Below are 25,115 nucleotides of genomic sequence, written 5' to 3'. Positions count from 1 at the left end.
GTAAGTGACTGGCTGGCTTAGCCAGTCACCTATACCAATATGATTACGCTTTTGCCTGGGTGTACTGTTCCACGCGGAACAGGCGACGGCAGAAATCGAGGAAGTAGCCGTATGCGGCCCCCATCACCAGCGATACCACGGCGTTAGAGCTTACCGCCGCCAGGATCTGGTGCCAGTCGGCACCGACGCTCAGCAGAATAAGTACATATACCGGCGACTGGAAGGTGACATAGGCCAGCGGATCCGCCACGCGTTTTACCCAACCCGCCGGGCTAATGCGAGCCGCCTGTCGCATAATAAAGTCGCGATAAATACCGTACGGCCACGCAATAATAATGTTGACCGGGATAGCAACCAGACGCGATGAAAGTGACTGCTCAAAGGTCATTCCTGAGAGAAATATTTCAATCATCATGTTCACGACGGAACAGTAGACAACCATGGCGAAAGTGTCTGCTGCCGCATGACGCAGGCGTGACTGCGCAGAGAACATCGGTATGCTCCTCGAAAATGAACGGTTAATACAGAAAACGGTCTGTTTTATGGCGTTTTGGGTTGGTTTAATTGACGTGTATAGATTATCCATCTGGATTGGAACAAACAACTAGTGAAATATTTTTATTTAATGCGGTTTTGTCAATAAAATGCTCTGTTTTTGATTGTTTTATGTTCGCTGCGCTATTTTTGTTTTTGTTGTCTATTTTTTATATAAAAATCATTTAGTTAATCTCTGTTTCGAAATGGTAAAAAAGGATGAGAGATCGTGTGTGTCAGCGCCAAAGCACGGCAATGCTGATTTTTATGTGAATAAGGTCACGTTCAGCGTTTTTATCCGTAAATAAGCGGGTGTTTTGGCGTTTAGTTCTGTGAGAGGTGTTTGGAGGATATGCGTGATTTGTGGGTAACTATTCATAAACGTTGAAATGAGGCGGTGAGCGACGCTCACCGCAGCGCAACATCAGCAAACGCCAAAGTCGCCTTCTTCACTATACGGCGCCACGTCCGCCGCCTTTAACGTGTACTGCTTGCCGTTTTCATCGCTGGCCTGTACCGCCACGATGCTGTCTTCATGTGCTTCAATCACTTTTAACTTTGGTCCGCCCATTTTCGGTTGAACCAGATCGCCAGGTGCAAACATCTCAGGTGCTCCTTTGTTATTGAGTGCTTATACGCCGGTGGTGGATGAGCGCCGATTCCACGGCATCATCGCCAGCAGTCGCGCCATGCCGCAAAACCCCGTCACTCCGGCAAAGGTTAACCCTGCCCCCACAAAGGCGCTGAGCAGGAAGAACGCGCTGGAGAGGCTATAGCCGAGTACGACGCCCAGTAAAATTAGCACGCCAGCGGCAATCTGTACCTGGCGCATTAGGGGTAGGGGCTGCGATTTGTCCACCGCGGTGGCGAGGCCGGCCTGACGCCAGGCTTCAATGCCGCCAGCCAGCAGTTTAACCTGCGCCGGGGCCGCGGCAGCGATTAAGCGACTCTGGTTGTTGCGCGTGCGGTTGCCGGACTGGCAGTGAAAGATAACGACGGTATCGGCGCTGGCTGCAAACGTTGCGCCTTGTTCTATGCTGCCGAGCGGCAGCAGGCGAGCGGCGGGGATGTGTTCACGGGCATATTCGTCCGCATCGCGGATATCAACGAGGGTTGCACCTTGCTCAATCAGCGCAAGGGCTGCCTGTGGGGAGATCTCTTCAACGGTCATTTAGCTTCTCTCTTAGGGACAGTAGAGCGTTTTCAAGGTGGCAACAATTTGCTGTACCGCCTCGTTACGGATGGAATAGTAAATCCGCTGGGCATCGCGCTGGCGGTCAATCAGCCCCTCTTCTCGCATGCGGGCAAGGTGCTGAGAGGTAGCCGATGGGCTGAGCCCGCTGGCCTTCGCCAGTTCACCGGCGCTGGTGCCGGGGGCATCGCACAGCATGCAGAGGATCAGCAACCGGTTGGGGTTGCTCATCGCTTTTAGCAGCGCTGCCGCTTCACCGGCGCTAGCTCGCAGGCGTTCGCTATCGTTCATGTTAATTTAGCCTTTTCTTAATTAAGGTAATGCTAAACTAAAGGGAGAACGCTGGCGAGATAAAAGATCAACTTGTTAATGAAAATGTTATTTCTTCTGTTGGTGGTTTAAAAGTCGACGTTTGTGCATAAAAATGCGCGTAGGAATCATCTTAGTTTGGCGAGTAGACCGCATTTTTTGTCATAAATCACGGTGCGAAATGTGCGCTGGCGGGTTAATTTCGTTAAGTTTGCCCAGGGAATGTTAAAATAACCCCTTCGTATGGGTAATGTGTTGTGCGCTAATGTTCATCTTAAAATAACATGAACTGATAATATTTTATTTTTATATATATGGTTTAAATGTCTTTACGGCTATTTTACCAAATAATGCATTGCATCGATTTTTAATACGAATATGATCTTCATCGTATTTCTAATAATTGAATTGTCACTCGCCGTTGGTGAAGTGAAAAAATATTAAATCGCCTTTTGATTGTATACATTAATTAGAGCGATACGGTTACGCATTTAATACCCTACTGATGGAATAAAGATTTAATAAACATGGAGGATATGACGGCAGAGGGCCGGGTAGGTCATATTGGCCTGCAGGGTGGCTGCATAAGTATAAGTTAACCAGAGATCGAAAATGAAAACACAATTCCGCATCATGGCCTGTGTCGTTGCCGTATTAGTTTCCGGCGCGGCCGCAGCTGCTGTTTCCACTAATCCTGGTTCAGGAGCAGGAACACAGGGGACGGGTGGCCAGGTTAAATTTACCGGTGAAATCATGGACGCCTCCTGCAACGTCGACAGTAGCAGCGCAAACCAGACCGTTGACCTTGGCAAATGGGCGAAATCCTATTTCACCAGTACCGGTGTCGAAACCACCAAGACGGCTTTCCATATCAAAGTCAAAGATTGCCCAAGTTCCGTTAAGCAGGTGGCCGTCCTGTTTGATGGCAATAAGGATAAGGTTGATACCTCGTTGTTTGCAGTGACTGCCGGTGCAACTGGGGTGGGCATCAAACTGTACGAAGATGATCAGAGTCAGCAGATTATTCCTGGCTCCGTGACGAAAAAACACGCCGTTATTGCGGGTGCTCAGGGGGCAACCAGTACTGCCGACCTGACCTTCTACGCAGACTACCAAGCCACCAGCGCAACCGTCACTACCGGTGCAGCCGATGGTGTAGCTGATTTTAATATGATCTACAACTAATGAATCCGAGAGCAGAAGGCGACTTCTGCTCTCTTTTTTTCATTCTGGATAGTTGGGTACTCCCATGAATCGTTGGATTATGAGCATTGCTCTTTCTTTATTTGTCGTCTCGGTGACGGCACAGGCCGGTATTGTCATGGGCGGTACTCGAGTTATATATGAAGAAGGTAAGCGTGAAGCGTCTATATCGGTAACAAATGCCGATGAAACCGTTCCCTATTTAGTGCAGTCGTGGGTTGAAAATTACTCCGCCAGCGATAAAAGCCAGCCGCCGTTTATTGTTACGCCGCCGCTTTTTCGCCTCGACCCGGAACAAAAAAACGTTCTCCGTATTAATTTTACCGGTGCGAAACTTCCTGCCGACCGTGAGTCTGTTTTCTGGCTGAATGTGAAAAGTATTGCGCCATCGAATAAGAATGATGTGAACAAATTACAGGTCAATATTAAATCCAAGTTTAAGATTTTCTATCGCCCGAATAATCTTGCCGGTGAGGCCAACGACGCGTTTCAACAGCTGACGTTTGAAACGCGCGGTGCCAGCCTGGTCGCGCATAATCCTACGCCGTACTTTGTCTCTTTCTTCTCATTATCTGTCGGCGGCGTTGATTTGGAATCACCGGGGATGATTGCGCCGTTTGGCGATAGAACCTGGTCCATCAGCCGCACCGGTGTGGTGAAGTGGCGGGCGATCAACGACTTTGGCGGCGCGACTGACTTCGCGCAACGGTAACCGTTTTGTCGGCTTCTCTTGTGAAAAAATATACTCCAGATATGCCGTCCGACGAGGCGACGGTTGCTGCTAGCACCCTGCTGGCCTGCGTGCCGACGGCGCTACTGCTGTTGTGCTACCACGCTCCCGCCAGGGCTGATGACTATTTTGACCCGGCAGCGGTGGAGCTAAGCGACCCGCAGCAGAAAACCGCTGACCTGCACTATTTCGCCAAATCCGGCGGCCAGCAGCCGGGGCGCTATCCGGTGTCGGTGTGGGTTAACAACCAGCAGGTAAGCCAGGAAACGATTGAATTTGTGGAAGACGATGGCCAGCTGCTGCCGCGCCTGACCACGGCTCAGCTTGCCGAATACGGCGTCAATGTCAGCGCCTTTGCCACGTTCAATCAACTGCACGACGGCGAACCGCTGACTCGCATCGAGCGATTTATTCCCAACGCCAGCAGCAAGTTTGACTTCACCGCGCAACGGCTGAATCTGAGCATTCCGCAGGCGGCGATGAACCAGCAAAGCCAGGGGTACGTGGATCCGGCACGCTGGGATGACGGTATTCCGGCGGCCTTTGTCGACTACAACCTGACCGGGGCGCAGGCGCGACAGGACGGCGGCGACAGCCGTACCAGCTACCTGAACCTGCGCAGCGGCGTTAACCTCGGTAGCTGGCGGCTACGCAATATCGCCGCGATGCAGTACGACAAAACCCGCCGTTGGCGCTCGCAAAGCACCTATCTGCAGCGCGATATTCGGGCGCTGAAAAGTCAGCTGCGAATGGGGGATACCTATACCAACGGCGATGTTTTTGACAGCGTGCAGTTTCGCGGTGTGCAGCTGATGTCGCAGGAGGAGATGCTGCCGGATAGCCAGCGCGGTTTTGCCCCGGTAATTCGCGGAATGGCGCACAGTAACGCTAAAGTGACCGTATCCCAGCACGGCTACGTGATTTATGAAACCTTCGTGGCCCCTGGTGCATTCGCGATCAATGATCTCTATCCCACCGCGCAAAGCGGTGATTTGGAAGTGACGGTGACCGAGAGCGACGGTTCAGAACGCCATTTCACCCAGCCGTTTTCCGCCGTACCGTTTATGCTGCGCCAGGGGCGCATAAAGTACAGCGCCAGCATCGGACGCTATTACTCAACCCAACCGCAGACCCGTCAGCCGCAGTTTATGCAGTCGACGCTATTTTACGGCCTGCCCGCCGATATCACTTTCTACGGCGGAGCGCAGTTGGCGGATGACTATCAGGCGTGGTCGGTTGGCCTGGGCCACGGCTTTGGCGAACTGGGGTCGCTGGGGGCTGATTACACCAGCGCCGCCACCCGAACGCCTTCCGGGCAACGCTTTCGCGGTAACTCCGCGCGGTTGCAGTACCAAAAGAGCTTCTCCTCTACCGGCACGACGCTGAGCCTGGCGAGCTATCGCTACTCCTCCAGCCGCTATTACGATTTTGGCGAAGCGAATGCGCTGGAGGGGCGCTACGGCGTCTCCGATAACAAGCGTAGCCGAGAGGAGCTGTCGCTGTCACAGTCGCTTGGCGATATGGGCAGCCTGTCCGCGTCGGCCTGGACTCAGACTTACTGGCATTCACAAGGACAGGATGAGACCGTGCACGTCGGTTTTTATAGCGCCTGGAAAGGTATCTCCTGGGGCGTGGGCTACTACTTTACGCAGTCGACCCAGAACAATAAGAGCGATCGTTCGTTCTCCTTTAACCTGAATATCCCGCTGGGCAGCCAACTGGCGGACAGCTCCGTCAGCTACAGCACCACCTCCGATAATAACGGCTATACCTCACAGCAGGCCTCACTGTACGGTTCGGCGCTGGAGAAAAATAACCTCTACTACACCGTTCAGCAGGGGTACGGCAACAAGGGGCAGGGGAGCAACAGCGGCGTGTCGTTGGATTATCGCGGCGGCTATGGTGAAACGCAGCTGGGTTATCAGCACGATAACGTGAATAGCCAGGTGACCTGGGGGGCGTCAGGGTCGATTGTGGCGCATCCGCACGGCGTTACCTTCGGTCAGTATACCGGCGATAGCTTTGCTGTCGTGCGGGCACCGGGCGCCAGCAACGTCGATATTCAGAACGGCACCGATCTGCACACCGACTGGCGCGGCTACGCCATTGTGCCGACGCTCACCGCCTATCGGAAAAATGATATCAGCCTTGATACCGAATCGTTGCCTGACGACGCCGACGTGGAGCTACAAGCGCAGACCGTGATCCCCGACGGTGGTGCCATTGTTGAAGCCGACTACCACACCCATATCGGTAGCCGCGTGCTCTTTACGCTGCGCGGCGCGCAGGGCCCATTACCGTTCGGCGCCAGCGCGCGTCTGGTTGGGGACGACGAGGCGGCATCCGGCATTGTGGCGGAGCAGGGGCAGGTTTATCTCAGCGGGATGCCGGACGAGGGCACCGTTGAAGTCAGCTGGATGGACAGTCGCGTCGCGAAGACCTGCCGTGCCCGTTACCATCTTCCCACTACTATGCAGGCTAAACCGGTGAAAACGGTTAGCGCGCAGTGTCTCTAAAAGGTGTACCTATGTGCAGAAGCCACGTCGTTATCCGCCTGTTTATTCTGCTGGTTGTTGCCTGCGGCTGCCCGCGCGTGTGGGCGGAAAGCTGCAGTAATACCATCGGCGATATGACGATCAATACCCAGAACATACAGTATCTGCCCACGCTGCCGGTGAACTCACAGATGTCACATTCAATGGCCGACAACGGCAGCGGGGTGCGATTTACCTGCGATCTCCAGTTGCCCGCCGCGGACTGGAAGCGGGTGGTTTATCAGCAGATGGATACCTCGGGCTCGGCGTTGGCCGTCAACGGGGTGCATATTTTCGCCACTCAGCTTTCGGGGCTTGGCTATTCGCTGGGCTTTCAGTGCAACGGCGGTGCGGTGCACTATATCGACGGCAGCAGTTCTCCGGCAGGGAGTCACTCGGCGACGATTTGCGACAGCGATGATCTGCCGGCGCTGCTGACGCAAAAAGAGATCGTGATTAAAGCCTACGTCACCTTCTACAAAACCGGCGATGTGAATCTGTCCGGTGGCAACCACACCAACGTGAACGCCCAGCCGCAGGTCGGCAAACTGTTTGTGGAGCAGCGATCCTCGGCGGTCAACGGCACGACCAGTACATCGCCGACCTTTCTGGGGCTGTCGGCGCTGAACGTGGATATCGGTGCCAGCGGCAGTTGTCAGGTGACCACGCCGACCATCAACGTGAAGCTGGGTGCGGTGAATAAAACGGAGTTTAAGGGGGTGAATACCACCGGTGGCACCGCGCAAAACTTTGCGATCCCGGTTTACTGTTCCCAACCTACCGATATACGCATTGGCTTCTTTGGTCAGGAAGCCGACCCGGCATTCCCGGATACGCTGGCGATTACTCAGATGAGCGGCGCGGCTGGCGGCGTCGGCGTGAAGCTGAGCTACGGCAACAACGGCGCACCCGCCCCGGCTGCGGGGACGGCGGTGCGTATCAACGAAGCGGCTAATCTGCCGCTGCTGAGAACCGTGAAGGCAAGCCAGGCCGCCAACGCCGAGCGCATTAACTATACCGCCCAGTATGTGCAGACCGGCAGCGTGGTGAGTGCGGGGATGGCGAACAGTATGGCGACGTTTACGCTTATTTATAACTGAGGATGGGGAAAGAGGGTGCTGGAACCCTCACCCCGACCCTCTCCCTTAAAAAGGGAGAGGGAGAAAACCGCACCGAACGATCCCCTCGCCCCTTTGGGGAGAGGGTTAGGGTGAGGGGGAAAAGACATCACTACTGCGCAGGCTTCTGCGCATGCAAAATCCGCTGCGTCTCATCGCCACTGAGTGTGTAATCAAAGAAGCGCTGATAGAAATCCTGCGTCACCTTCGCCATATCCACCCCAGGGAAACTGGCAGGATGCAGCATCAGCGCCGCCCACTGGATCTGCAGCGCGCTTTCGGTGCCGTAACGATCCCACGGGAATACTCCCGCCGGGTTTTGCAGCACTTTGCCGTTTTTCACCGCCTTGAGTTCCGAGAACAGCGCCGCGTACGGTGAGTCGGCAATCTGCCCGCTGTTTGCCCCGAGAATAATCACGTCCGGTTGCCAGGCAAGCACCCGCTCCGGCGACACCTCTTTCATATTGCCCTGAATCTCCGCCGCCGCGTTTTTACCCCCGGCGAGGTGAATCCACGTGTCAATCAGCGTCTGGCTGCCGTCCACCTTCAGCGGTTTCAGCGACTGAATATGCAGCACGCTGGGCCGCTGCTCGGCGGTCAGCCCGCGCATTTTGCTTTGTACGGTATCAATGGTGGTTTGCAGATACTGGTTATAGGCCTTTGCCCGCGCCCGCGCGTCGTCGGTACCCAGCACCTCGGCGGTGGTGGTGACCGATTTCATCAGCGACGGATAGTCGGTAAAGGCCATTTGTAGCGTAGGCAGCCCTGCCTGGCGGTAGCTCTCCGCTTTATCATTGCCCGCAGAGGTGAACACCACGTCCACCTTTTTAGCCAATAGGCTTTCGGGATTAAATGCGGTGCCGCGCACCTGCAGAGCCTGATTCAACGTCGGCGCGATTTTGAACATCCACGGCTGGCTTTCCGGATGGTTGACGGTGGCGACGATTTTACTGCCCGCTCCCAGGGTCATCAGTACCGAGTGGTGCGCAAACCAGCCGTCGGCGATGGTGTTCACCTGGTCGGGAACGGTAACGGTATGACCGGCATCATCCACGACCTGGCGGGAAGCCAGGGCGGGGAAAGCCAGCCAGGCGCAGAGTAACCACGCTTGGCGACGTTTCATCTACTTACTCCTTAAAAATCAATCTGCATAGAGAGTTGAGCCTCTCGCGGTGCCCCAAGCTGAGCGCTGGCGTTGCCTGCGCCGGTATAACCGGTTAATGCGCCCGGAACCACGTTGGTCCAGTAGCGGCGGTTAGTCAGGTTGGTGACATCCAGACGGAAGGTCACGGGGGTGTTGTACATTCGGGTGGCGTAGCTTGCCCCGGCATCTACCGTGGTGTAGCTGCCCACCCAACTGTCATTGGCGTTATCGGTCGCGCGGCGGCCAACGTAGCGCACGTTGGTATCCACATCGACGCCCGGTAGCTGCTCAATGCTGTAAACCGCCAGCATGCTGGCGGTGAAGCGCGGTACGCCGACCACCTGTTTGCCGTCAGCGCTGGCGCTGGCAGTGTCGTGCAGACGCGGGTCAAGCCAGGTCGCGCCGCCGAACAGGCGTAGGTTGTGGGTGACGTGGCCATCGGCCATCAGTTCCAGCCCGCGGTTTTTCTGCGTGCCGTCCTGGGCGAAATCACCGTTGTCATTGGTATACGCGAAAGGACGTTTCGCCTGGAACAGCGCCGCGGAGAGCATCAGGTCGCGCAATGGGGCATATTTCGCGCCCACTTCTACCTGATGGCTGCGGTACGGGTCGAGGATCTGCCCGGCGTTGTTTGCGCCGCTTGGGGCAGTGTCGCCCTGCTGCATGCTGTCAGCCCACGTGGTGTAGAGCGTGATGTTGTCGATAGGTTTGTACATCAGGCTGGCCGAACCGCTGGCGCCGCTGTCTTTTTTGTCGCTGGTTTGCTTGCCGGTCTTGTTGTAGTTGCTGACCGTAAACAGGTTTTCGCTACCCGAAAGCAGCAGGCTCCACTGCGGGCTGAAGTGCAGGGTGTCGCTCAGCAGGAAAGCATGCTGCGTAGTAGTGGCCGAATGGTAGCGATTATTAAAATCAGGATACGGCGGACGCGGATAGACAGGGTGCTGATCCAGCGAGGAGCTTCCGAGCGTAAAGGTGCCGCCGTCGGCCGGGTTATAGTTTTTCCACACAAAGCCGCGCACCCCGGTGCTGATGTCGTGAGTCAGCCAACCGGTGTCTACGCTGCCGGTCAGGTTTGCCATATAGCTGTTGATGGTAAAGCGGCTGGCGGCGGAGTTTGCGGTGGTGGTGGTGTAGCTGCCGTGATTATCGGTCAGGGTGTTGGTGACGGTGGTGGATTCGCGGTCGGCAATCTGACGCAGCACGCCGACGTCCAGCAACCAGTTGCCGTCAAAGTCATGTTTCAGGTGCAGGCTGGCGGTGCTGGTTTCATCATCGTTACCGGCATAGCTCTGGCCGTACTGCGCTTTGGTCGGGTCGAGCGGGGAAGGGAAATGCACCCCTTTTGCCAGCGCGAAGGAGCCCGGCATGCCTTTGTCATAGTAATGGTAGTAGCTGAAGTTGCTCTCCAGTACCGTTTTATCGGTGAGCTGGAAGTCGAGGCCAAGACCGGCATATTGACGACGCTTGTGGCTGCCGCTGGTGTAGCCGTGGCCTTCGTCGTTGAGCAGGTTGAGGCGGTATTTCACGCGGTCGCCGTCATCGATCGGGCCGCTAAAGTCCATTGAGGTCAGCGTGCCGTTACCGGTGCTGCCGCCGACGGTCACGCGGTGCAGCGGGGTATCCGTTGGGCGTTTGGAGACCAGGTTAAACATCCCCGCCGGGTTTGCCGGGCCGTACAGCGAGCCCGCCAGGCCGCTCAGCACTTCGACGCTCTGGAACTGCTCAGCCGGGTATTCGGTGGTGGAGACGGCGTTCAGGCCATCAATCATATGGTTCTGCACCACGCTGCCCTGCATGCCGCGGGTTTGTGGGCGAACCCCGTCCCCTTGCACAGAAGGCATATAGCGGTAGACATCTTTGACGCTTTTGAGCTGCTGCTCGTTGATAAGCGGCGAAGACATGGTCTGAACTGACCAGGGAACATCCATCACCGTCCGTTTTCCCAGACTACCTAAAGTGGCCTGCTTCTCTGAAGCCGGTGCCTCCTGCGCGCTGCTGTTATCGGCAGCGGCGGCGCTGGCAGAGACCACCATGGTGTCCTCCGCATAGCCAGATTGCGACATCGCCAGGCACGAGAATGCCAGGAGCCCCGAAGCGAGCGGTATTGTTTTATTATCAAACATTTTTAAATTCAGTGTGTTAGCGGAAAGACTGGTGGTAACCGGGTTACCATCTACGCATGAGGGGAACAGCTATTATTATTTGTATGACGAATATCATGAGGATTGTCGCTATATATGTCAATACACAACGAGTGGTAGGTGACGCGGGTAAAATGACAGCGTATCGCGCGAGCAACTGCTTTCGTAGGGTGATGGTTTCTGCGCTGAATTTATCTTTAAGCTTTAAATTTTTCTGTATCGAAACCTGATGACGGGGGGAATGTCGTTATTTGTGTTACTGGTTATTTCTATTTTATTTTTCGGGCTACAATTCTAGTGGTCTATTGCTTTTGTTTTTTCGACTTGAGTGGGTTAATAGCAATGTATGAATATATCCTATAGGATCCTCTGGGTACGATGGCTAAAGAAAATATTACAGCATATCTTTCTTTCAGGTGGAGGGCTCTCCTATTTTCCATTGGGGTGGCTATCGCGCTAAGTGGATGTGTTTCTTCTGCTCTTGAAAAATCAAATAATATAGCGAAGGATGGCCGGATGGATTTTATAAAAATATCCACATCTTTATTTACGTTGGCATCCTACCAGCGTATTCATAACCCGGTTCAGTCGCTGCATATTTATATTGAGGGCGACGGTAAAGCCTGGTTATCACGTACCCAACCATCAACGGATCCCACTCCAAATGAGCCCACTGCGCTGCGTCTTGCTGCGCTCGACCCGGCAGCTAACGTCGTTTATCTGGCGCGCCCCTGCCAGTTTATTCCCATGGCGGAAAACCCGCAGTGTCATTCTTCCTACTGGACGGGGAAACGCTTCTCCCCCGAGGTGATTCAGGCTATGTCAGAGGCGATAACGCAAATAAAACAGCGGACTCATATTGAGCATATTGTGCTGGTGGGGTATTCAGGCGGTGGGGCGCTTGCCGCGCTACTTGCAGAGCGTCGTGACGATATTATCTCTTTGCGAACTGTTGCTGGATATCTCGATGTGGAATATGCCAATACATTGCACCACGTCTCTCCGATGCCCGATTCGCTTAATCCCATTGATTATACGTCAGGGCTCGCCGCGCTAGCACAAATCCATTTTAGCGGCGGTAATGATACGGCGATCCCACCTGTTGTTGCTCAGCGTTTTGTTGCCCGCGTCGGCGAACGCTGTGCGCGGCAAATAACCGTTGCCGGGATGACCCACCGCGGCCCCTGGGAAACTCGGTGGTCGCAACTCTTGACAATTCCGCCAGCCTGCACCGGGCAGCCTTTGGCTCATTCTCTGAATAATGACGAGTAGGTATATGATTATGACGGCAAAGCAAAATACACAGTATTTTCGATATTCGGCGTTGGCGGGAGCTCTGATTTTTGGCGTTTCAGGGCAAAGTGAGGCAGATTTTAGTAGGCTTTATATATCATATATTCCAGCGGGCTCTGGTATTTATTTAAATGATCATTTTGACGCTGTGGATATTTCAGACACTCTTTCACCAGTGACGGTAGATAAGGGAATTGATAACGCTGGTATTGTGGATATACTAACAAATAATGCAGTTTTCAATGTCAATGGACAAGGGGTAGTTAATGAAGGAATTATCAGAGCATTTATCAATAATGGGGTGATGACCTCGGTGTCTGATAACCTTATTTATAATTCTTTTTCCGCATCGATTTATTCTCTTATCAATAATGGCACAATGGCAACGCGTGATATGGATTCTTATGTTATTTTAAATAATGGCTATCTTGGTTATTTAACCAATACAGGAATCATTTCTGGCGATATCTATTCGACCTATGGTTTGAATATTGTGGGCGGTGAGGGAAGTACTATCGGCCAGATAACCGGTTATGCCTCAGGTAATTCATATACGGTAGGAGAACTGAGGGTTGGAGACGGTGGCCTGATCTTTAGCGCGGGGAATACGCGGCTGAATGATAATGTCAATCTGGCAGGTGGCTATGAGACGATGTCGAATACGGGGGCAAATCTCTATATTGCCAATAGCATCAATGTGCAGGGGGACTATTATCAGTCGGCGCTCGCCTCGCTGAATATTGAAGTGAGCCCCAACGATGTGCAAAGAGGGATTGGCACGCTGACTTCTCGCTCAGGTACGCTATATGTCTCGGGAGCGACACAGATAGACTCCGGCTCTTCGATTAATCTGGTCAGCCGTGGATATGCATTCGCTCCGGGGCAGCGCTATGTGGTAATTGACTCCGCTAATGGCGCGGCGACTACCTATAATGAGAATACGCTAAACTACTCGGCGGATAACTACTCTGGCAGCCTCTCCGGGCTCGCCGTGCCTGGTGCCGAAGGCCATAAATCACTGGTAGTCACTTTGACCGGTGCATCCTCGATGATCATGCCCAGCATGCCGGCAGCGGCATCTGTCATCTCAGGGCTCATGCAATACCAGGGAATATCGAGCTCGACGCTACTGGCACTGCAAAATAGCGTACAGGCGATTAATTCGCTTCGGGATGCAAACATTGCAGGAATGCAACTCTCTGCCACGACTCAGATGAATGCCGTGATGGCCAGCTCGCAGGCGATGGTTTCGCAGTTAAATCAGGTCATGACTCGCATGCAGTCGATGCTCAAGTCGCTTAATGTCCCAATGCCGATGAGCGGTTTCTCTGGCGGGGACGATCCCGCTGAGCAGGCCGTCTGGGGGCAGACCTTTGGTGGCCGCATTAACCAGGGCAACACCCGCGAAGTTTCGGGCTATCATGCCAACTATGCCGGTATTGTCATCGGGGCGGATACCAATATTACCGAGAACTGGCGGGGCGGGGCGGCGCTCAGCTATACCGGCACGTCGGTGCACGGCGATGGCTACACTAACGGCTCCAGCTCAGACATCGACTCCTACGGCCTGACGTTCTACGCAGGTTATACCGCACCGACCTGGTACTCTAACTTCTACCTGGGCGCGGCAAGCCAGCGCTACCACACCCAGCGTCACATCGCGTTTACCGGCTTTAGCGGCGACGCCTCCGGGCGATTCAGCGGTGAGCAGTATATTGCCACCGTGGAAGCGGGCTACCCGATTGCCGTCACGCCAGCGTTAGTCTTCACGCCGATGGTGAGTATGAGCTACAGTTACCAGTCGCAGGATGGCTATACTGAAAGCGGCGGCAACGGCGCGGCGTTGAAAGTGGATGATAGCCATAACGACGCGACCATTTCCGGCCTTGGGGCGAAACTGGACGGGGTCATTGCGACACGTTTAGGCGATCTGAATCCCTATCTCCAGGTGATGTGGTATCACCAGTATGACAGTAAGCCTGCGCGCACCTCTGCTGGGTTTGCGGCGGCCAGTGATGAAACTGGGTTCACTTCACGCGGCAGTACGCCAGCAAAAGACGTAGCGAACATTAACGTCGGGATGTCATTAGTCCGTACTCGTGATACCGAGTTAACGGCCTACTATGACATTAGCGCTGCCTCGCGTTACTCCAATCAATCAGTGGGATTGTCGTTTAAAAAATGGTTCTAACCACTATAAAAAAAGCCGCATCAGCGGCTTTTTTTGACTCGGTAAGTTAGTGTTATTCGCTGACTTTTTTCTCCAGTTCAGCGGCACCGTCTTTGGTTTTATCCCAACCTTTCTGCGCCCCATCTTTGGTCGCGTCCCACCCTTTTTGGGAGGCATCTTTGGTTTTATTCCAGCCTTTCTGGGCACCTTCTTTGGTGGCATCCCACCCTTTTTCGGCCCCTTCTTTGGTTTTATGCCAGGTTTTCTGAGCGCCTTCGCTCACCTGACTACCTACGCTGTCGCTCTTACCTTCGGTGGCGTGCTTAGACTTCAGCTTAAGCTCTTCACCCTGGTTTTGTGTCTGATGCAGCTTTTCTTTCGCGGTATTCGCGTTTGCCTGCGCCTGGGCAACCGCGTCGTCGGTGGCGTGTGTGGTCGCTGCGAAAACAGGGGAAGCCAGCAGAAGCGCTGAAAGTGCAATTGTTGTTTTTTTCATAACAAATCCTCATCAGTTTGTGAGCGTTAGAAAGGATGGCACAGACGTTTGGATGAGGCTTTAGGAATAAACTGTAATTGAATCATCGTGTTCCAACAGGCGGTTTTGGCTAGTGCGCTAAACCGCCTGTGAATCATCATCTTTCCAGTACGATCAGTGGGGCGTCATCGCGGGTTCGGGTCACGGCGACTTCCGCTTGATAGAGGTTACGCAGCGCGGACTCTGTCAGCACTTCCTGTGGCGTGCCGTTATCGACAACCTGGCCTTTTTCCAGCAGCACGATACGGTCGGCGTAGCGTGCGGCAAGGTTGAGGTCGTGCAGTACGCAGCAGACGTTAAACTGCCGCAGCTGCACCAGCTCGCGCAGCAGGCGGAACAACTGCTGCTGGTGGTGAATATCCAGCGCCGAGGTGGGCTCGTCGAGAAACAGCCACTTTGGCGTGGGTTCCGGCTCCCAAAGCTGCACCAGCAGGCGCGCCAACTGTACCCGCTGCTGTTCGCCGCCGGAGAGATGGCGATAATCCCGGGCGGCCAGTTCACGGCAGCCGCACAGCGCCATGATGTGCTCCGTCTCGTCGCGCGGGTTGCTGCTGCGATGCGGGTGGCGGCCCATGCGGATCACCTCCATCACGCTAAAGGGAAACGCCATATCCTGGTTCTGGCGCATCACCGCGCGAGTGCGGGCTAGCGTCTCCGTTGGCCACTCCTCCAGCGCTTTGCCAAACATCGAACAGGTGCCGCTATCGGGTTTCAGGTAACCGGTCAGTTGGCGCAACAGCGTGGATTTTCCCGCGCCGTTGGGGCCAAGAATAGCGACTATCTCTGCGCCGGGAAGCGTTAGCGAAACGTTATGGGTCAGGCGACGGCCGTTGATGCTGTAGGTGAGATTCCGGGCTTCAATCATAGTGCTCTCCGTGTCCGCAGGATCAGCCAAAGAAAATAGGGGCCGCCAATCAGGCTGGTGAGCAGGCCGACCGGCATTTCAGCAGGCTGCACCAGCGTGCGCGCCAGGGTATCCGCAACCAGCAGCAGGCAGGCTCCGGCCAGCGTTGAGCAGGGCAGCAGCCAGCGGTGGTCGGCACCAATGGTCATACGGATAAGATGCGGAATGACCAGGCCGATAAAGCCAATCACGCCGCTTACCGACACCGCAGCACCCACCAGCAGGGAGCTGAGCAACAGCAGCAGTTGGCGTTTTCGCTTGACGTTCACGCCGAGGTAGTGCGCCTCTTCATCGCCCAGTTGCAGCAGATTCAGCGTGGTGGCAAGCCAGGCGGTGGCGATCATCGCTGGCAGTGCAAACGAGGCGGCAACCAGCAGCGTAGGCCACTGCGCCTGCCCCAGGCTGCCCATCATCCATAGGGTCAGCTGACGCAGCTGCTGTTCATCGCCGACGTAGCTCAGGATGCCGATCGCCGCGCCGCAGAGCGCGTTGATGGCGATCCCCGCCAGCAGCAGCTGGATCATACCGCCGTGCTGGTGGCGCAGGCTAATCAGGAAGATCACGGCGCACACCACCAGGCTGCCGACGACGGCGAAAATCATCTGTTCGTACAGCAGAAAAGCCGCGGGGAGCGAAACGGGGAAGATAATGGCGACGCCAACCATCAACGCCGAGCCGCTGCTCACCCCTAACAGACCGGGGTCGGCCATCGGGTTACGAAATAGCCCCTGCATGATCACCCCGGCGGTAGCCAGCGCGCCGCCAACCAGCACCGCCAGCAGCACGCGCGGAAGACGAATGTTGAGCCAGATGTCGCGGTAGTGCGCATCCTGCAACGAGGCAAAGGTGATTTTTAGCGCCCCCTGGCTGGCACCGACCAGCACGAGCGTCGCCAGCATCAGCAGCAGGCCGATAAAAACGCTGAAAGAAGAGAGTGAATCCTTGAACACGCAAAGCTCCGTTACATCGATGCGGCGCGATGTACCGCGCCGCAGGGGAATTACGCCGGTTTGAGGCCCGGCTCAACCAGGCTGTAAACCTGCTGGTCGAGCGCCGGGGCGCTGGCTAACGCCTGAATATGCGCCGCGACGTCCGCGCGCTGCACAAATCCGTGGACTTCCTGTTGCTGCAAGCGTAGTGCGTTACCGGTCGCCTCACCGCTAAGCAGCCCGGCAGGGCGCAGAATGGCGTAGTCCAGCGTGCTGGTTTGCAGCCAGCTTTCCGCCAGGCTTTTTTCACGCACGGCTTGACCAAACGCCGCTTTGGCACGCGGTGAGAGGAACGGCCAGCTGTCGCCGCAGCCGAGTGAAGTCACCAGAATCATCCGGCGAATGCCCGCTTTTTCGGCTTCATCAATCACCGTGCGGTGGGCGAGATAATCCTGCGCGCCGCCCATGGTGGAGATAACCGTTGCCGTTTCACCGGCGGCCTGACAGGCCCTGGCGACCATGTCAGCGTCGCAGGCATCGCCAATAAAAACCTGTGCGCCTAGTGCTTCCAGCCGTGCGGCGGCCTCTGGGTTGCGCACCAGCGCCACCACCGGGCGTTTTTCTGCCAGTGCCAGTTCGGCCGTGAGCGCACCGACGCCTTTACCGCCCGCGCCAAACATTAACCACGGGGTCATCATGCCTCTCCCTTCAGCACGGCGGCGAGGGTACGGAAGGCGTCAACCTGCTCGCTCAGCAGCTGACGATGGTCGTCGCGGCCGAGGAAAATTTTAAACATCGCGCTGCCTGCGGCGTTAAAGAACAGGATCGAGGCGGTATCCATCGCCATAAATTTGCGTTCTACCAGGGCAATGTGGGTGCAGTTTTCCGCCTTGATGTGGCCGGTCATGCCTTTTTTGCCGCGCAGGTTGAAGTAGCCGTGGCGGTGGAAGCCGGATGGCAGTTCGCCGGTGAATTCCAGAATCACATCGGCGGTGTGCACGAGCGTTGTGACTTTGCCCCATTCCGCGACGGTGTCCCACACGGTGTCAAACTTGTCGCCCGTCACCAGCGTGTGGGATGGCAGGTTTTTTACCACCTCCAGCAGCGTGGTGTGGTACTGGCTGGCGATCGCTTCCAGCGTGCCGTCAGGCTCGGTTTTTAAAAAGTCCTGTAGGGATACGTTGCTCATCGTTAACTCCTGTTATTGGGTTTCAACCGCAATGCGCGGTGCGTTAAGTGCCTGAATAAGTTCATCAAGAGACTGCAAAATGTTGCTTGCCCAGAAGCGTCCTTCGTTGGTCAGACGCAGGCAGGTTGAGTCGTCGCGCGTCAGCCCGGCGCGGTGCCATTGCGCCAGCAGCGGGGCGAGTTTCGCGGCGTGTGGAGTCAGCGCATCCAGCGGCACGCGAGCGGTTTCTACGCCAGACTGCAGCAGGTGCCGCCACTGGAAGCCGCGCTCGGCGGTACGCATCATCATCATCAGCGGCTTTTTACCCGCGGCGATGGCGTCGTGCCAGGTCTCGAGGTTGCGCTCGACCATCCACGAATAGCCGTTGACGGAGCCGCCAGCACCGGAGCCCAGCGCCAGGCAGTCTGCGCCCTGTTTAATCAGTAAATTGTAGAGATTGCGCTCGCGGGTGGTGCGCGCCCAGTGGCTGTTGCTAATGCAACGCCAGCCGGCCTGGTCCATAAAGTCGCAGCCCTGAAGGTAGAGATCACGGCGTTCGGCGGGCTGTGGCACGCTGGTACGCCCGTTCTCAACCGCTTTGCCGAGCGGCGTGTTGGGCAGCAGGTTGAGGGCGTAAAGATCGACGCCGTCGAGGCCGATATCGCGGGCGATCGCCAGATCTTCGCCCCACAGTGCGGCGTTCTGGCCGGGCAGACCAAACAACAGATCGCAGACCACCGCCGCGCGGTCGCGCTTGACCATTCCTTCCATGAAGGCGATAGCGGTAGGGCCATCGGAGGTGCGGGCCATCTTCTTACGAATTTTGCTGTTAAATGACTGAATGCCGATGGAGAAGCGGTTCGCGCCAGCGTCCAGACAGGCGTCGATTCGCGCATCGTCGAAGTTAAGCACCCGGCCTTCAATGGTGATTTCACAGTCCGGTGCCAGCGGCAGGCGCTCGCGTAGCGTGGTGATAATGCGTGCCAGATCGCGGGCTGACAGTGCCGACGGCGTGCCGCCGCCGAAATAGACCGCGTGAATAGGCGCGGACTGGTGCAGTACGCTGTCGGCCTCCATTTCGATCTCACGCAGCAGCGCGTCGGTGTAACGCGCGCAGTGATCCTCTTCATAGCGGTTCTGGTAAAAGCCGCAGAAGGTGCAGTGGGTGGCGCAAAACGGAATGTGCAGATACAGCAGGCGCTTGCGCGGCGGCGCGGCGTGGTTCAGCACCTCCAGCCAGGTTTGCTCAAGCTGTTCTTTGGCGATAGGCACCGCGCCGCGCCAGGGCATCGTCGCCCGGCGGTCTTTAAAGGGCTGGCCGCCCTCCAGCGCAAAGTGCGGGGTTAAATCCAGGTCGATAGGGGTATTCAACATCATCGGTCTTTCAACATCCTTTAGTGTGGCCAGAACTGGCGGTGCAGCGTTTCAACCGCGTCGGCGACGCGCGGGCCCATGCCGAGGATCAGGGCCTGATCGATAACGACGATGCGCTGGTTTTTCCACGCGTTGGTGCGGGTGATCCCGGCGATCGCGCTCAGGCGGTTAAGATCACCGTTGACCATTTGCGCGGTGACGATAATCACCTCCGGGTTGGCGGCAATCAGCGCTTCCGCGCTGTAGCTACGGTACTGCGGGTGCTGAGCCGCGTTGCGGGCACCGGCGAGCGTCATGATGGCATCGGCAACGCTGCCTTTCCCTGCTACCTGAGGGGCGCTGCCGCCCGCGCTGAGAATAAACAGCGCGTTCACCGGCGCCGGTTTACTGGCGCTGCTCTGCGCGACCTTTTCCAGCCGCTGGCGAATGTTACCCACCAGGGCGGTGCCGCTGTCCTCACGCCCCAGAGCGCTGGCAAGCGTGTGGATATTGGCGTACATCTGCTCGACGGTGGCGGGGACTCGCGGCAGGGTGAGCACGTCGATGTGCTGGCTGCGCAGCTGGTCAAACACCAGCTGCGGACCCGCGTCCTGCCAGGTGATAAAGCGGTTTGGGTGCAGCGATAAAATGCCTTCGCTGCTGAGCTGCTTCCAGTAACCGATGTGCGGCAGCGCGGCGGTTTCCGGCGGGTACGAGGTGGTTTCATCCACCCCGACCACCTGGCTGCCCGCGCCTAGTGCGTAAATCAGCTCGCTGAGCGAACCGCCGGCCACCACGATGCGGTCAGCCGCCTGAGCGCTGAACACGGTGACCAGCGCCAGTAATCCGATAGCCAGTTTTTTCATCATCAGAAGTTCCATGCAAAGCCGAGCGCCGCGTTAAAGCCCGCCGCCGGAATGGATTCATGCGCCGTGCGGTAGCGTTTATCGGTCAGGTTGTTGAGCGCCAGGTTGACCTGATACTGATCGTTGGCACCGAATTCGGTGTTCACCGCCAGGTTCAGCGTGGCCCAGCCAGGCGTGCGGGTCTCTTCCGTACCGGTATCGTCTTTGGCGCTGGAGGCCGCGCGGATAAAGAGATCGGAAGTGACGTTTGCCGCATTGAGCATGAGCGTGTGTTTCACCCCGACGCGGCCGTTAATGGCGGGCTCGCCGGTATTGGTGGTTTTCCCCGCCGGGGTTTCATATTCGCGGTGGATCAGGTTGCCGCTGACGTACGGTGAAACAACCCAGCCGTTATATTCAGCGCTCAACTCCATGCCCCAGGTTTTGGCGCGGTCAATGTTGTCGTAGTAGTAGCTACTGCGCGATGAGTTGGTCACACCGTTGCAGATAGCCTGGCCGGAGCAGGCGACGGTGGCGATATAGTCCTTCGCCTGCGAGTAGTAGACAGCGCCATCGACCAGCCAGAGATTGCCGTTGTAGCGGGCACCCAGTTCATAGTTGTTAGAGTGTTCCGCTTCCAGGTTGGCGTTGCCGTAGGTTGTCCCACCGCCCGCGGCGGTTTGTGAAAACAGCTGCGTTAGCGTCGGGAAGACGTAGCCCTGGGCGAACGCGGCCCGCAGTTCGATATTGTCGAAGCCCGAGTAGCGCAGGCTGGTGGCGCTGACCAACGCATTGTCACTCGTTGACTGCGCGCCGATAGAGGTGTCTTTGGTGACGCCGTTCATGGTGGTGTTTGAGTCACCGCGGGTGAGTTTTGACGACAGCCAGTACTGGCGCGCACCAAACGTCCAGGTCCAGTTATCGGCAAAATGCCAGTCGTTCTGGGCGAACAGCGAGGTATTGCTCTGCTCTGACTCGTTATAGGCGCGAGTTCGGATCTCCATCGGCATCGACTGCGGGGTGGTTGAACCGTTGGTGGTCTGAGATACGCGATCGCGCTGGTACTGCGTGCCGACGACCAACTCATTATTGGCAGGCAGCGAGAAGTTGCTCTGTAGCGTTACGCCCTGGGTGTACTGCTTATCGTTGGTTTTGGTCTGGTTATGAATAGCCGACGTCAGCACCTCGTTTTCAAACTGACGGGCGATGGTTTGCTCGTAGGCATCGAGATGAATTTTCTTCAGATAATCACCGTCGACATCTACGTCGTAGAACAGACCAACCTTTTCCCGCTCCAGCTTCGGTAGCTTGACGCTAAAGGCATCGTATTCGCCGTCCGGGTCTTCGTAATAGGTTTGGGTCGAGAGCTTGTAGCGGTCGAGCGACAGGCCGAAATGCTGGTTATCCAGGTTGTAGCCGAGCCAGATTCCCTGGCTGTTATTGCGGAAATGGGTATTCGGCAGACGGCCGTCCGGCGTATCGCGATCGCCCTGATCGGAATAGCTGCCGTTAATACGATAATCAAACTGACCAATGCTGCCCCAGGCCGCCGCCGACTCTTCCCAGCCTGCCGTGGCGGAGTTATAGACCGCTTTCACCGTCCCGGCGATCGGCTTATCGCCGCCTTTTTTGGTGATAAAGTTCACCACGCCGCCGATGGCCTGCGAGCCGTACAGCACCGAGTAGGGGCCTTTGACCACTTCGATGCGCTCCAGCGCCGATTCATCAATCAGCAGCCCGGCGCCGTAGTTTTGCCCGGCGCGCTGGTAGGTGACCTCCTGACCGTCTATCAGGATCAGTACGCGGGAAGAGGCTTCACCGCGAATGCGGATCTGCTTGCGCCCGGCGAGCGCGTTATCGGTAATCTCTACGCCGGGAATATCCTGCAGATCGTCGGCAATTGAGGTGCTGGTGGAGTTTTGCAGCGTCTGATGGTCGATAACCTGAATGGTTGCCGGACTGTTCCAGAGCGAGCTTTCTGAACGATTGGCGGTCACCACCAGCGTCTCTTCCTTGCTGGTTTTGTGTGGTGTTTCAGAAGATGTGGCGGCAGAGGCCGCGCTGGAGACGCAGAGCGCCAGCGCGGAGAGTACGAAGGACCCTCGGGTAATGGAATGCAGCATCGGTATCCCTACAAACGAATATGATAATGATAATAACTATCAATTACATTTACACATCAGCAGAAACAGGTCCAGCGTGGAAGGTATAAATAAAATGCATCTTTGATTTGCGTCAATTTATGCCGGCGATAGGGCAGTGAAATGTGACTTTGATCACCACAATATTGAGCATAATTAAGCGGTTAATGTTGTTGATTTGCGATAGGAGAGGTTGTTTGGCGGTGGCGCGGTGCTGGAAGGCGAGGGTGCGATTAATAGATTGCAGGAATGTTTTGGGTGTCGACGGTCGTAGTGAACGCTAGCGGGTTAAAAAAGGAATCAGATGGTTTATTACATTGTTGAATAGGCACTATCTGAGGTGAATATATTTATTTAAATTAATCTAATCCTTATTGAGTATAAATAGGGGTATAGCCTGCTGAAATTAAAAAATAATACCCTCAGTGATTAAAAGGGGTATAAGATATGCAACATATTTTCCCATTCCAGACCGCGCCTGAACGCGTGGAAAGAGAGGCAGAATCATGCAGCGAATTATCATCCCCACCCATTACGTTCATACCCGTACCACGCCGCTGTGGACCAAAGAAACTGCGCCCGCATCCATCTGGAAGCGCCATCTTGATGCCGGTACGCGACAGGGCGTGTTCCCACGTCTGGCGGTAATGCAGGGGGCGATACGCTATTATGGTTATGCCGATGAGACCAGCCCGGAACCCGTTGAGACGATGACCATCGAAGCCGGGCAGTTTGGCGTTTTCCCGGCTGAGAAATGGCACCGTATTGAAGCATTAAGCGACGACACCGTATTTAACGTTGATTTCTATGTCGATCCTAAGATTTTGATAGAAGGATGAAACTGAACTGATGAACAGTGAAAATAAAGGGTATTCCTTAGCGGTTATTAATGGCAATAACAAAGAGAAACAGGAAAAAGTCTATCTGAAACCGATGGCGCTTTATGTTCCTGATATTGCCGTACAGGCCGTCGCCGAGCTTATTTCTCCGCTCTCTTCTGATAATGCGCAGGGTAAAGGTTTCTTGCTGACCGTCACCAATAATAATAACGGTGTGTCGGTGGATAAAGAGTTTGCCCAGCTGAGTGAGTTGCAGGACCCGACCGTGGCCGCTGATGCGGTGAAAGACCTGGTGAACATCGTTCGCGGGTATGAGTCGGATGAAGAGACTAACGTCTGCGGCTGGTAGTACAATCGTTCCTTACTGAGTCTTGCTTTACTGCTAGCAGGTACCCTGAAGAGGTTTCCAGGGTTATCTGCTGCTGTCCCTCCTTAAGCACTTTCTGAACCCACACTATTTACCCCCTATTGTTTGGAGCTAACGTTACAAATGATTAGGCAACATTTTTCGTTGTCGATATCCTAAACCGCAAATTAGAAAATACGACTTTAACGAGGTTATGGTGCGTCATTTATATTCTGGGATAGTAATTGGTTTGGCATTTCTGGTAACGGCTTGTGCTCCGGGGCCCTTAGGCACAAAACGCTACGAGCCCTATACCGGGCAGGATGCGGCTGTCGTGTACACTCAGCTCAACGATCAACATCAAGGGCTGGTTTATTTTCAGCGTTTTGCCAAAGAAGGTGATTGCTATAAAGATCAGGAACTTATTTATATCAGCAATAACCTTATGGCCGGCAAAGTTCACCGTTTTTACGAAAGCCGACTCCGCCCGGAACAGTACTGGACTCTCTATGTGATGGATAACTCAAGCGGCCGTCAGATTGTCACGCAAACCGCGTTTATTCCTGAGGCTGGAAAGCATTATGTTGCCATCCCTTACCAGGGCGTAGTGGAAGTGCCGCTGGATCTGAAGTTATCGGGTAGCGACAACTTAGATAAAATTTATGAGCAATATAAAGATAAACCGGCTAAGCACTGGAACGTGCGTAGTGGGGTGTGTAAGTTCTGGTTTGCGAAATTGATGGGGGCGTAAATGTCTACTTGTTGAGGATAAGACATCTGATGATGCAAGGCTTTGGCTCTCATCTGGGTGAGTCCTCAACACCTTACCTCTAGCGGGTGGCAATGCTTGCTGCTGCGCGAACTTCTGCTTATGAGGTACCTGCCAATGTGCCCACTGCAGGCTTCAGGCTTCTCGAGTTAAATCACAGACACAAAAAAGCCCGCAGGGCTTACGCCATGCGGGCTTTCAGGACTTCATCTCAGGCTCTGGTGACCATCGACAAAGAATTTTGGTGGAGCTGGCGGGAGTTGAACCCGCGTCCGAAATTCCTACATCCTCGGCACTACATGCTTAGTCAGTCTTTACATTCGCCTGGCACCTGCGGACAGACACGCCACTACCAGACTAGCCTGATTAGTTTTAACGCTTCAACCCCAGGCAGGGCTTCCACGCGATCTCTTTTGGGTTTGACCTCTCTTTGATCCCCGTCTTAAGAGCGGAAGCTAGGGAGAGAGGGCTCAGAGCAGGTTATTAAGCTGCTAAAGCGTAGTTTTCGTCGTTTGCGACTATTTTTTGCGGCTTTTTACGAGGCCAACCGCCCCTCGGCATGCACCTTGGGTTTCGCAAATCCCGTCGAATCCAGAATCAGCCCCAATAGTGTGGCGACAAGTATAACAGATTTGTTATGTGGCGTGCCAGCCCTGATTGTGGCGAGGGGCGATATGGAAGATGTGGCTAAAATCTAAACGGCTAAAACGTGTCGAATGTGGTCCATTTTTTGCACTTACGGCGATAGAAACGTATCGCTGAGGAAATATAAAAACGAAAAAATAGGATATATCATGTATATCGAAAAACTCTTTTTAACATGTTGATTGTTTAAATTTTAATTAATTTCCTTCTATTACTTATTTAGCACTGCTTAACTTATTTTAGGTAATTGAGAGATATATTGTACATCGCGAA

General features: G+C 55.1%; 23 protein-coding genes and 1 other RNA gene. 9 read left to right on the top strand and 15 right to left on the bottom strand.

Annotation, left to right across the window (positions count from 1 at the left end; all coding sequences use genetic code 11):
* Nucleotides 1-43 precede the first annotated feature (43 nt).
* The 4 genes from alaE to AB2B48_RS12670 form a co-directional block, all read right to left on the bottom strand.
* Nucleotides 44-493, bottom strand: a complete 450-nt coding sequence (alaE, locus tag AB2B48_RS12685; RefSeq protein ID WP_123652669.1) for an L-alanine exporter AlaE — start codon at nt 491-493, stop codon at nt 44-46.
* Between the two features lie 465 nt (nt 494-958).
* Entirely contained in the window at nt 959-1,138 is a 180-nt protein-coding gene (locus AB2B48_RS12680; RefSeq protein ID WP_185668721.1) for a hypothetical protein, read from the bottom strand.
* A gap of 27 nt (nt 1,139-1,165) precedes the next feature.
* Nucleotides 1,166-1,705 carry a rhodanese family protein gene (locus AB2B48_RS12675; RefSeq protein ID WP_368299319.1) on the bottom strand — a complete coding sequence of 180 codons (540 nt, stop codon included), beginning with the start codon at nt 1,703-1,705 and terminating at the stop codon, nt 1,166-1,168.
* A gap of 12 nt (nt 1,706-1,717) precedes the next feature.
* Nucleotides 1,718-2,017 (bottom strand): ArsR/SmtB family transcription factor, encoded by a 300-nt coding sequence (locus AB2B48_RS12670; RefSeq protein WP_185668723.1) that lies wholly within the window; start codon nt 2,015-2,017, stop codon nt 1,718-1,720.
* 630 nt (nt 2,018-2,647) lie between these two features.
* On the opposite strand from AB2B48_RS12670, the gene AB2B48_RS12665 reads away from it, so the two are divergent.
* From AB2B48_RS12665 to AB2B48_RS12650, 4 genes are all read left to right on the top strand, one after another.
* Nucleotides 2,648-3,220 carry a fimbrial protein gene (locus tag AB2B48_RS12665; protein ID WP_368299318.1) on the top strand — a complete coding sequence of 191 codons (573 nt, stop codon included), beginning with the start codon at nt 2,648-2,650 and terminating at the stop codon, nt 3,218-3,220.
* 64 nt (nt 3,221-3,284) lie between these two features.
* The gene (locus tag AB2B48_RS12660; protein WP_368299317.1) at nt 3,285-3,950 is read left to right on the top strand and encodes a molecular chaperone; all 666 of its coding nucleotides are present in this window, start codon (nt 3,285-3,287) and stop codon (nt 3,948-3,950) included.
* A gap of 41 nt (nt 3,951-3,991) precedes the next feature.
* Nucleotides 3,992-6,484, top strand: a complete 2,493-nt coding sequence (locus tag AB2B48_RS12655) for a fimbria/pilus outer membrane usher protein (RefSeq protein WP_368301960.1) — start codon at nt 3,992-3,994, stop codon at nt 6,482-6,484.
* An 11-nt stretch (nt 6,485-6,495) separates the two neighbouring features.
* Nucleotides 6,496-7,602 (top strand): fimbrial protein, encoded by a 1,107-nt coding sequence (locus AB2B48_RS12650; protein ID WP_368299316.1) that lies wholly within the window; start codon nt 6,496-6,498, stop codon nt 7,600-7,602.
* A gap of 130 nt (nt 7,603-7,732) precedes the next feature.
* Here AB2B48_RS12650 and AB2B48_RS12645 read toward each other — a convergent pair whose 3' ends face one another.
* Both AB2B48_RS12645 and AB2B48_RS12640 read right to left on the bottom strand, forming a co-directional pair.
* Nucleotides 7,733-8,743, bottom strand: a complete 1,011-nt coding sequence (locus AB2B48_RS12645) for an ABC transporter substrate-binding protein (protein WP_368299315.1) — start codon at nt 8,741-8,743, stop codon at nt 7,733-7,735.
* A gap of 11 nt (nt 8,744-8,754) precedes the next feature.
* Entirely contained in the window at nt 8,755-10,887 is a 2,133-nt protein-coding gene (locus tag AB2B48_RS12640; RefSeq protein ID WP_368299314.1) for a TonB-dependent receptor, read from the bottom strand.
* Between the two features lie 396 nt (nt 10,888-11,283).
* On the opposite strand from AB2B48_RS12640, the gene AB2B48_RS12635 reads away from it, so the two are divergent.
* Both AB2B48_RS12635 and AB2B48_RS12630 read left to right on the top strand, forming a co-directional pair.
* Nucleotides 11,284-12,177, top strand: a complete 894-nt coding sequence (locus AB2B48_RS12635; protein WP_368299313.1) for an alpha/beta hydrolase — start codon at nt 11,284-11,286, stop codon at nt 12,175-12,177.
* Between the two features lie 673 nt (nt 12,178-12,850).
* Nucleotides 12,851-14,389: an autotransporter outer membrane beta-barrel domain-containing protein gene (locus AB2B48_RS12630; RefSeq protein ID WP_368299312.1), complete on the top strand. Its 1,539-nt coding sequence runs from the start codon at nt 12,851-12,853 to the stop codon at nt 14,387-14,389.
* 52 nt (nt 14,390-14,441) lie between these two features.
* Here AB2B48_RS12630 and AB2B48_RS12625 read toward each other — a convergent pair whose 3' ends face one another.
* The 8 genes from AB2B48_RS12625 to AB2B48_RS12590 form a co-directional block, all read right to left on the bottom strand.
* Nucleotides 14,442-14,864 (bottom strand): hypothetical protein, encoded by a 423-nt coding sequence (locus AB2B48_RS12625; protein WP_368299311.1) that lies wholly within the window; start codon nt 14,862-14,864, stop codon nt 14,442-14,444.
* A gap of 136 nt (nt 14,865-15,000) precedes the next feature.
* Nucleotides 15,001-15,768, bottom strand: coding sequence for a heme ABC transporter ATP-binding protein (locus AB2B48_RS12620; protein WP_185668730.1), 768 nt, complete (start codon nt 15,766-15,768; stop codon nt 15,001-15,003).
* The gene (locus AB2B48_RS12615; RefSeq protein WP_368299310.1) at nt 15,765-16,757 is read right to left on the bottom strand and encodes a FecCD family ABC transporter permease; all 993 of its coding nucleotides are present in this window, start codon (nt 16,755-16,757) and stop codon (nt 15,765-15,767) included. Before AB2B48_RS12615 ends, AB2B48_RS12620 begins: the two co-directional genes overlap by 4 nt.
* Before the next feature lie 50 nt (nt 16,758-16,807).
* Nucleotides 16,808-17,431, bottom strand: coding sequence for an anaerobilin reductase (gene chuY / locus AB2B48_RS12610; RefSeq protein ID WP_368301959.1), 624 nt, complete (start codon nt 17,429-17,431; stop codon nt 16,808-16,810).
* Entirely contained in the window at nt 17,431-17,925 is a 495-nt protein-coding gene (gene hutX / locus AB2B48_RS12605; protein ID WP_185668731.1) for a heme utilization cystosolic carrier protein HutX, read from the bottom strand. The genes chuY and hutX overlap by 1 nt, the downstream gene beginning before the upstream one ends.
* Nucleotides 17,926-17,937: 12 nt before the next feature.
* On the bottom strand, nt 17,938-19,275 hold the full coding sequence (gene hutW, locus AB2B48_RS12600; RefSeq protein ID WP_368301958.1) for a heme anaerobic degradation radical SAM methyltransferase ChuW/HutW: 1,338 nt from the start codon (nt 19,273-19,275) through the stop codon (nt 17,938-17,940).
* Between the two features lie 23 nt (nt 19,276-19,298).
* The gene (locus AB2B48_RS12595) at nt 19,299-20,123 is read right to left on the bottom strand and encodes a heme/hemin ABC transporter substrate-binding protein (RefSeq protein ID WP_368301957.1); all 825 of its coding nucleotides are present in this window, start codon (nt 20,121-20,123) and stop codon (nt 19,299-19,301) included.
* Nucleotides 20,124-20,125: 2 nt separating this feature from the next.
* Entirely contained in the window at nt 20,126-22,225 is a 2,100-nt protein-coding gene (locus AB2B48_RS12590) for a TonB-dependent receptor (RefSeq protein ID WP_368299309.1), read from the bottom strand.
* Nucleotides 22,226-22,749: 524 nt separating this feature from the next.
* Between AB2B48_RS12590 and AB2B48_RS12585 the strand changes: the two genes are divergently transcribed.
* The 3 genes from AB2B48_RS12585 to AB2B48_RS12575 all read left to right on the top strand — a co-directional run bounded on the left by AB2B48_RS12585 (nt 22,750) and on the right by AB2B48_RS12575 (nt 24,179).
* On the top strand, nt 22,750-23,082 hold the full coding sequence (locus AB2B48_RS12585; protein ID WP_185668736.1) for a DUF1971 domain-containing protein: 333 nt from the start codon (nt 22,750-22,752) through the stop codon (nt 23,080-23,082).
* A gap of 10 nt (nt 23,083-23,092) precedes the next feature.
* The gene (locus AB2B48_RS12580) at nt 23,093-23,431 is read left to right on the top strand and encodes a DUF1869 domain-containing protein (RefSeq protein ID WP_220440961.1); all 339 of its coding nucleotides are present in this window, start codon (nt 23,093-23,095) and stop codon (nt 23,429-23,431) included.
* A 211-nt stretch (nt 23,432-23,642) separates the two neighbouring features.
* On the top strand, nt 23,643-24,179 hold the full coding sequence (locus tag AB2B48_RS12575) for a hypothetical protein (protein WP_220440962.1): 537 nt from the start codon (nt 23,643-23,645) through the stop codon (nt 24,177-24,179).
* 260 nt (nt 24,180-24,439) lie between these two features.
* On the opposite strand, the gene ssrA is transcribed toward AB2B48_RS12575, so the two are convergent.
* Nucleotides 24,440-24,802, bottom strand: a transfer-messenger RNA (tmRNA) gene (ssrA, locus tag AB2B48_RS12570).
* Between the last annotated feature and the right edge of the window lie 313 nt (nt 24,803-25,115).

Origin of the sequence: Kluyvera sichuanensis (assembly GCF_040930405.1) — a bacterium.
GTDB classification, from domain to species: domain Bacteria; phylum Pseudomonadota; class Gammaproteobacteria; order Enterobacterales; family Enterobacteriaceae; genus Kluyvera; species Kluyvera sichuanensis.
Note: the sequence above shows the minus strand (reverse complement) of the source record. Positions and strands in the feature narration are given on the sequence as shown.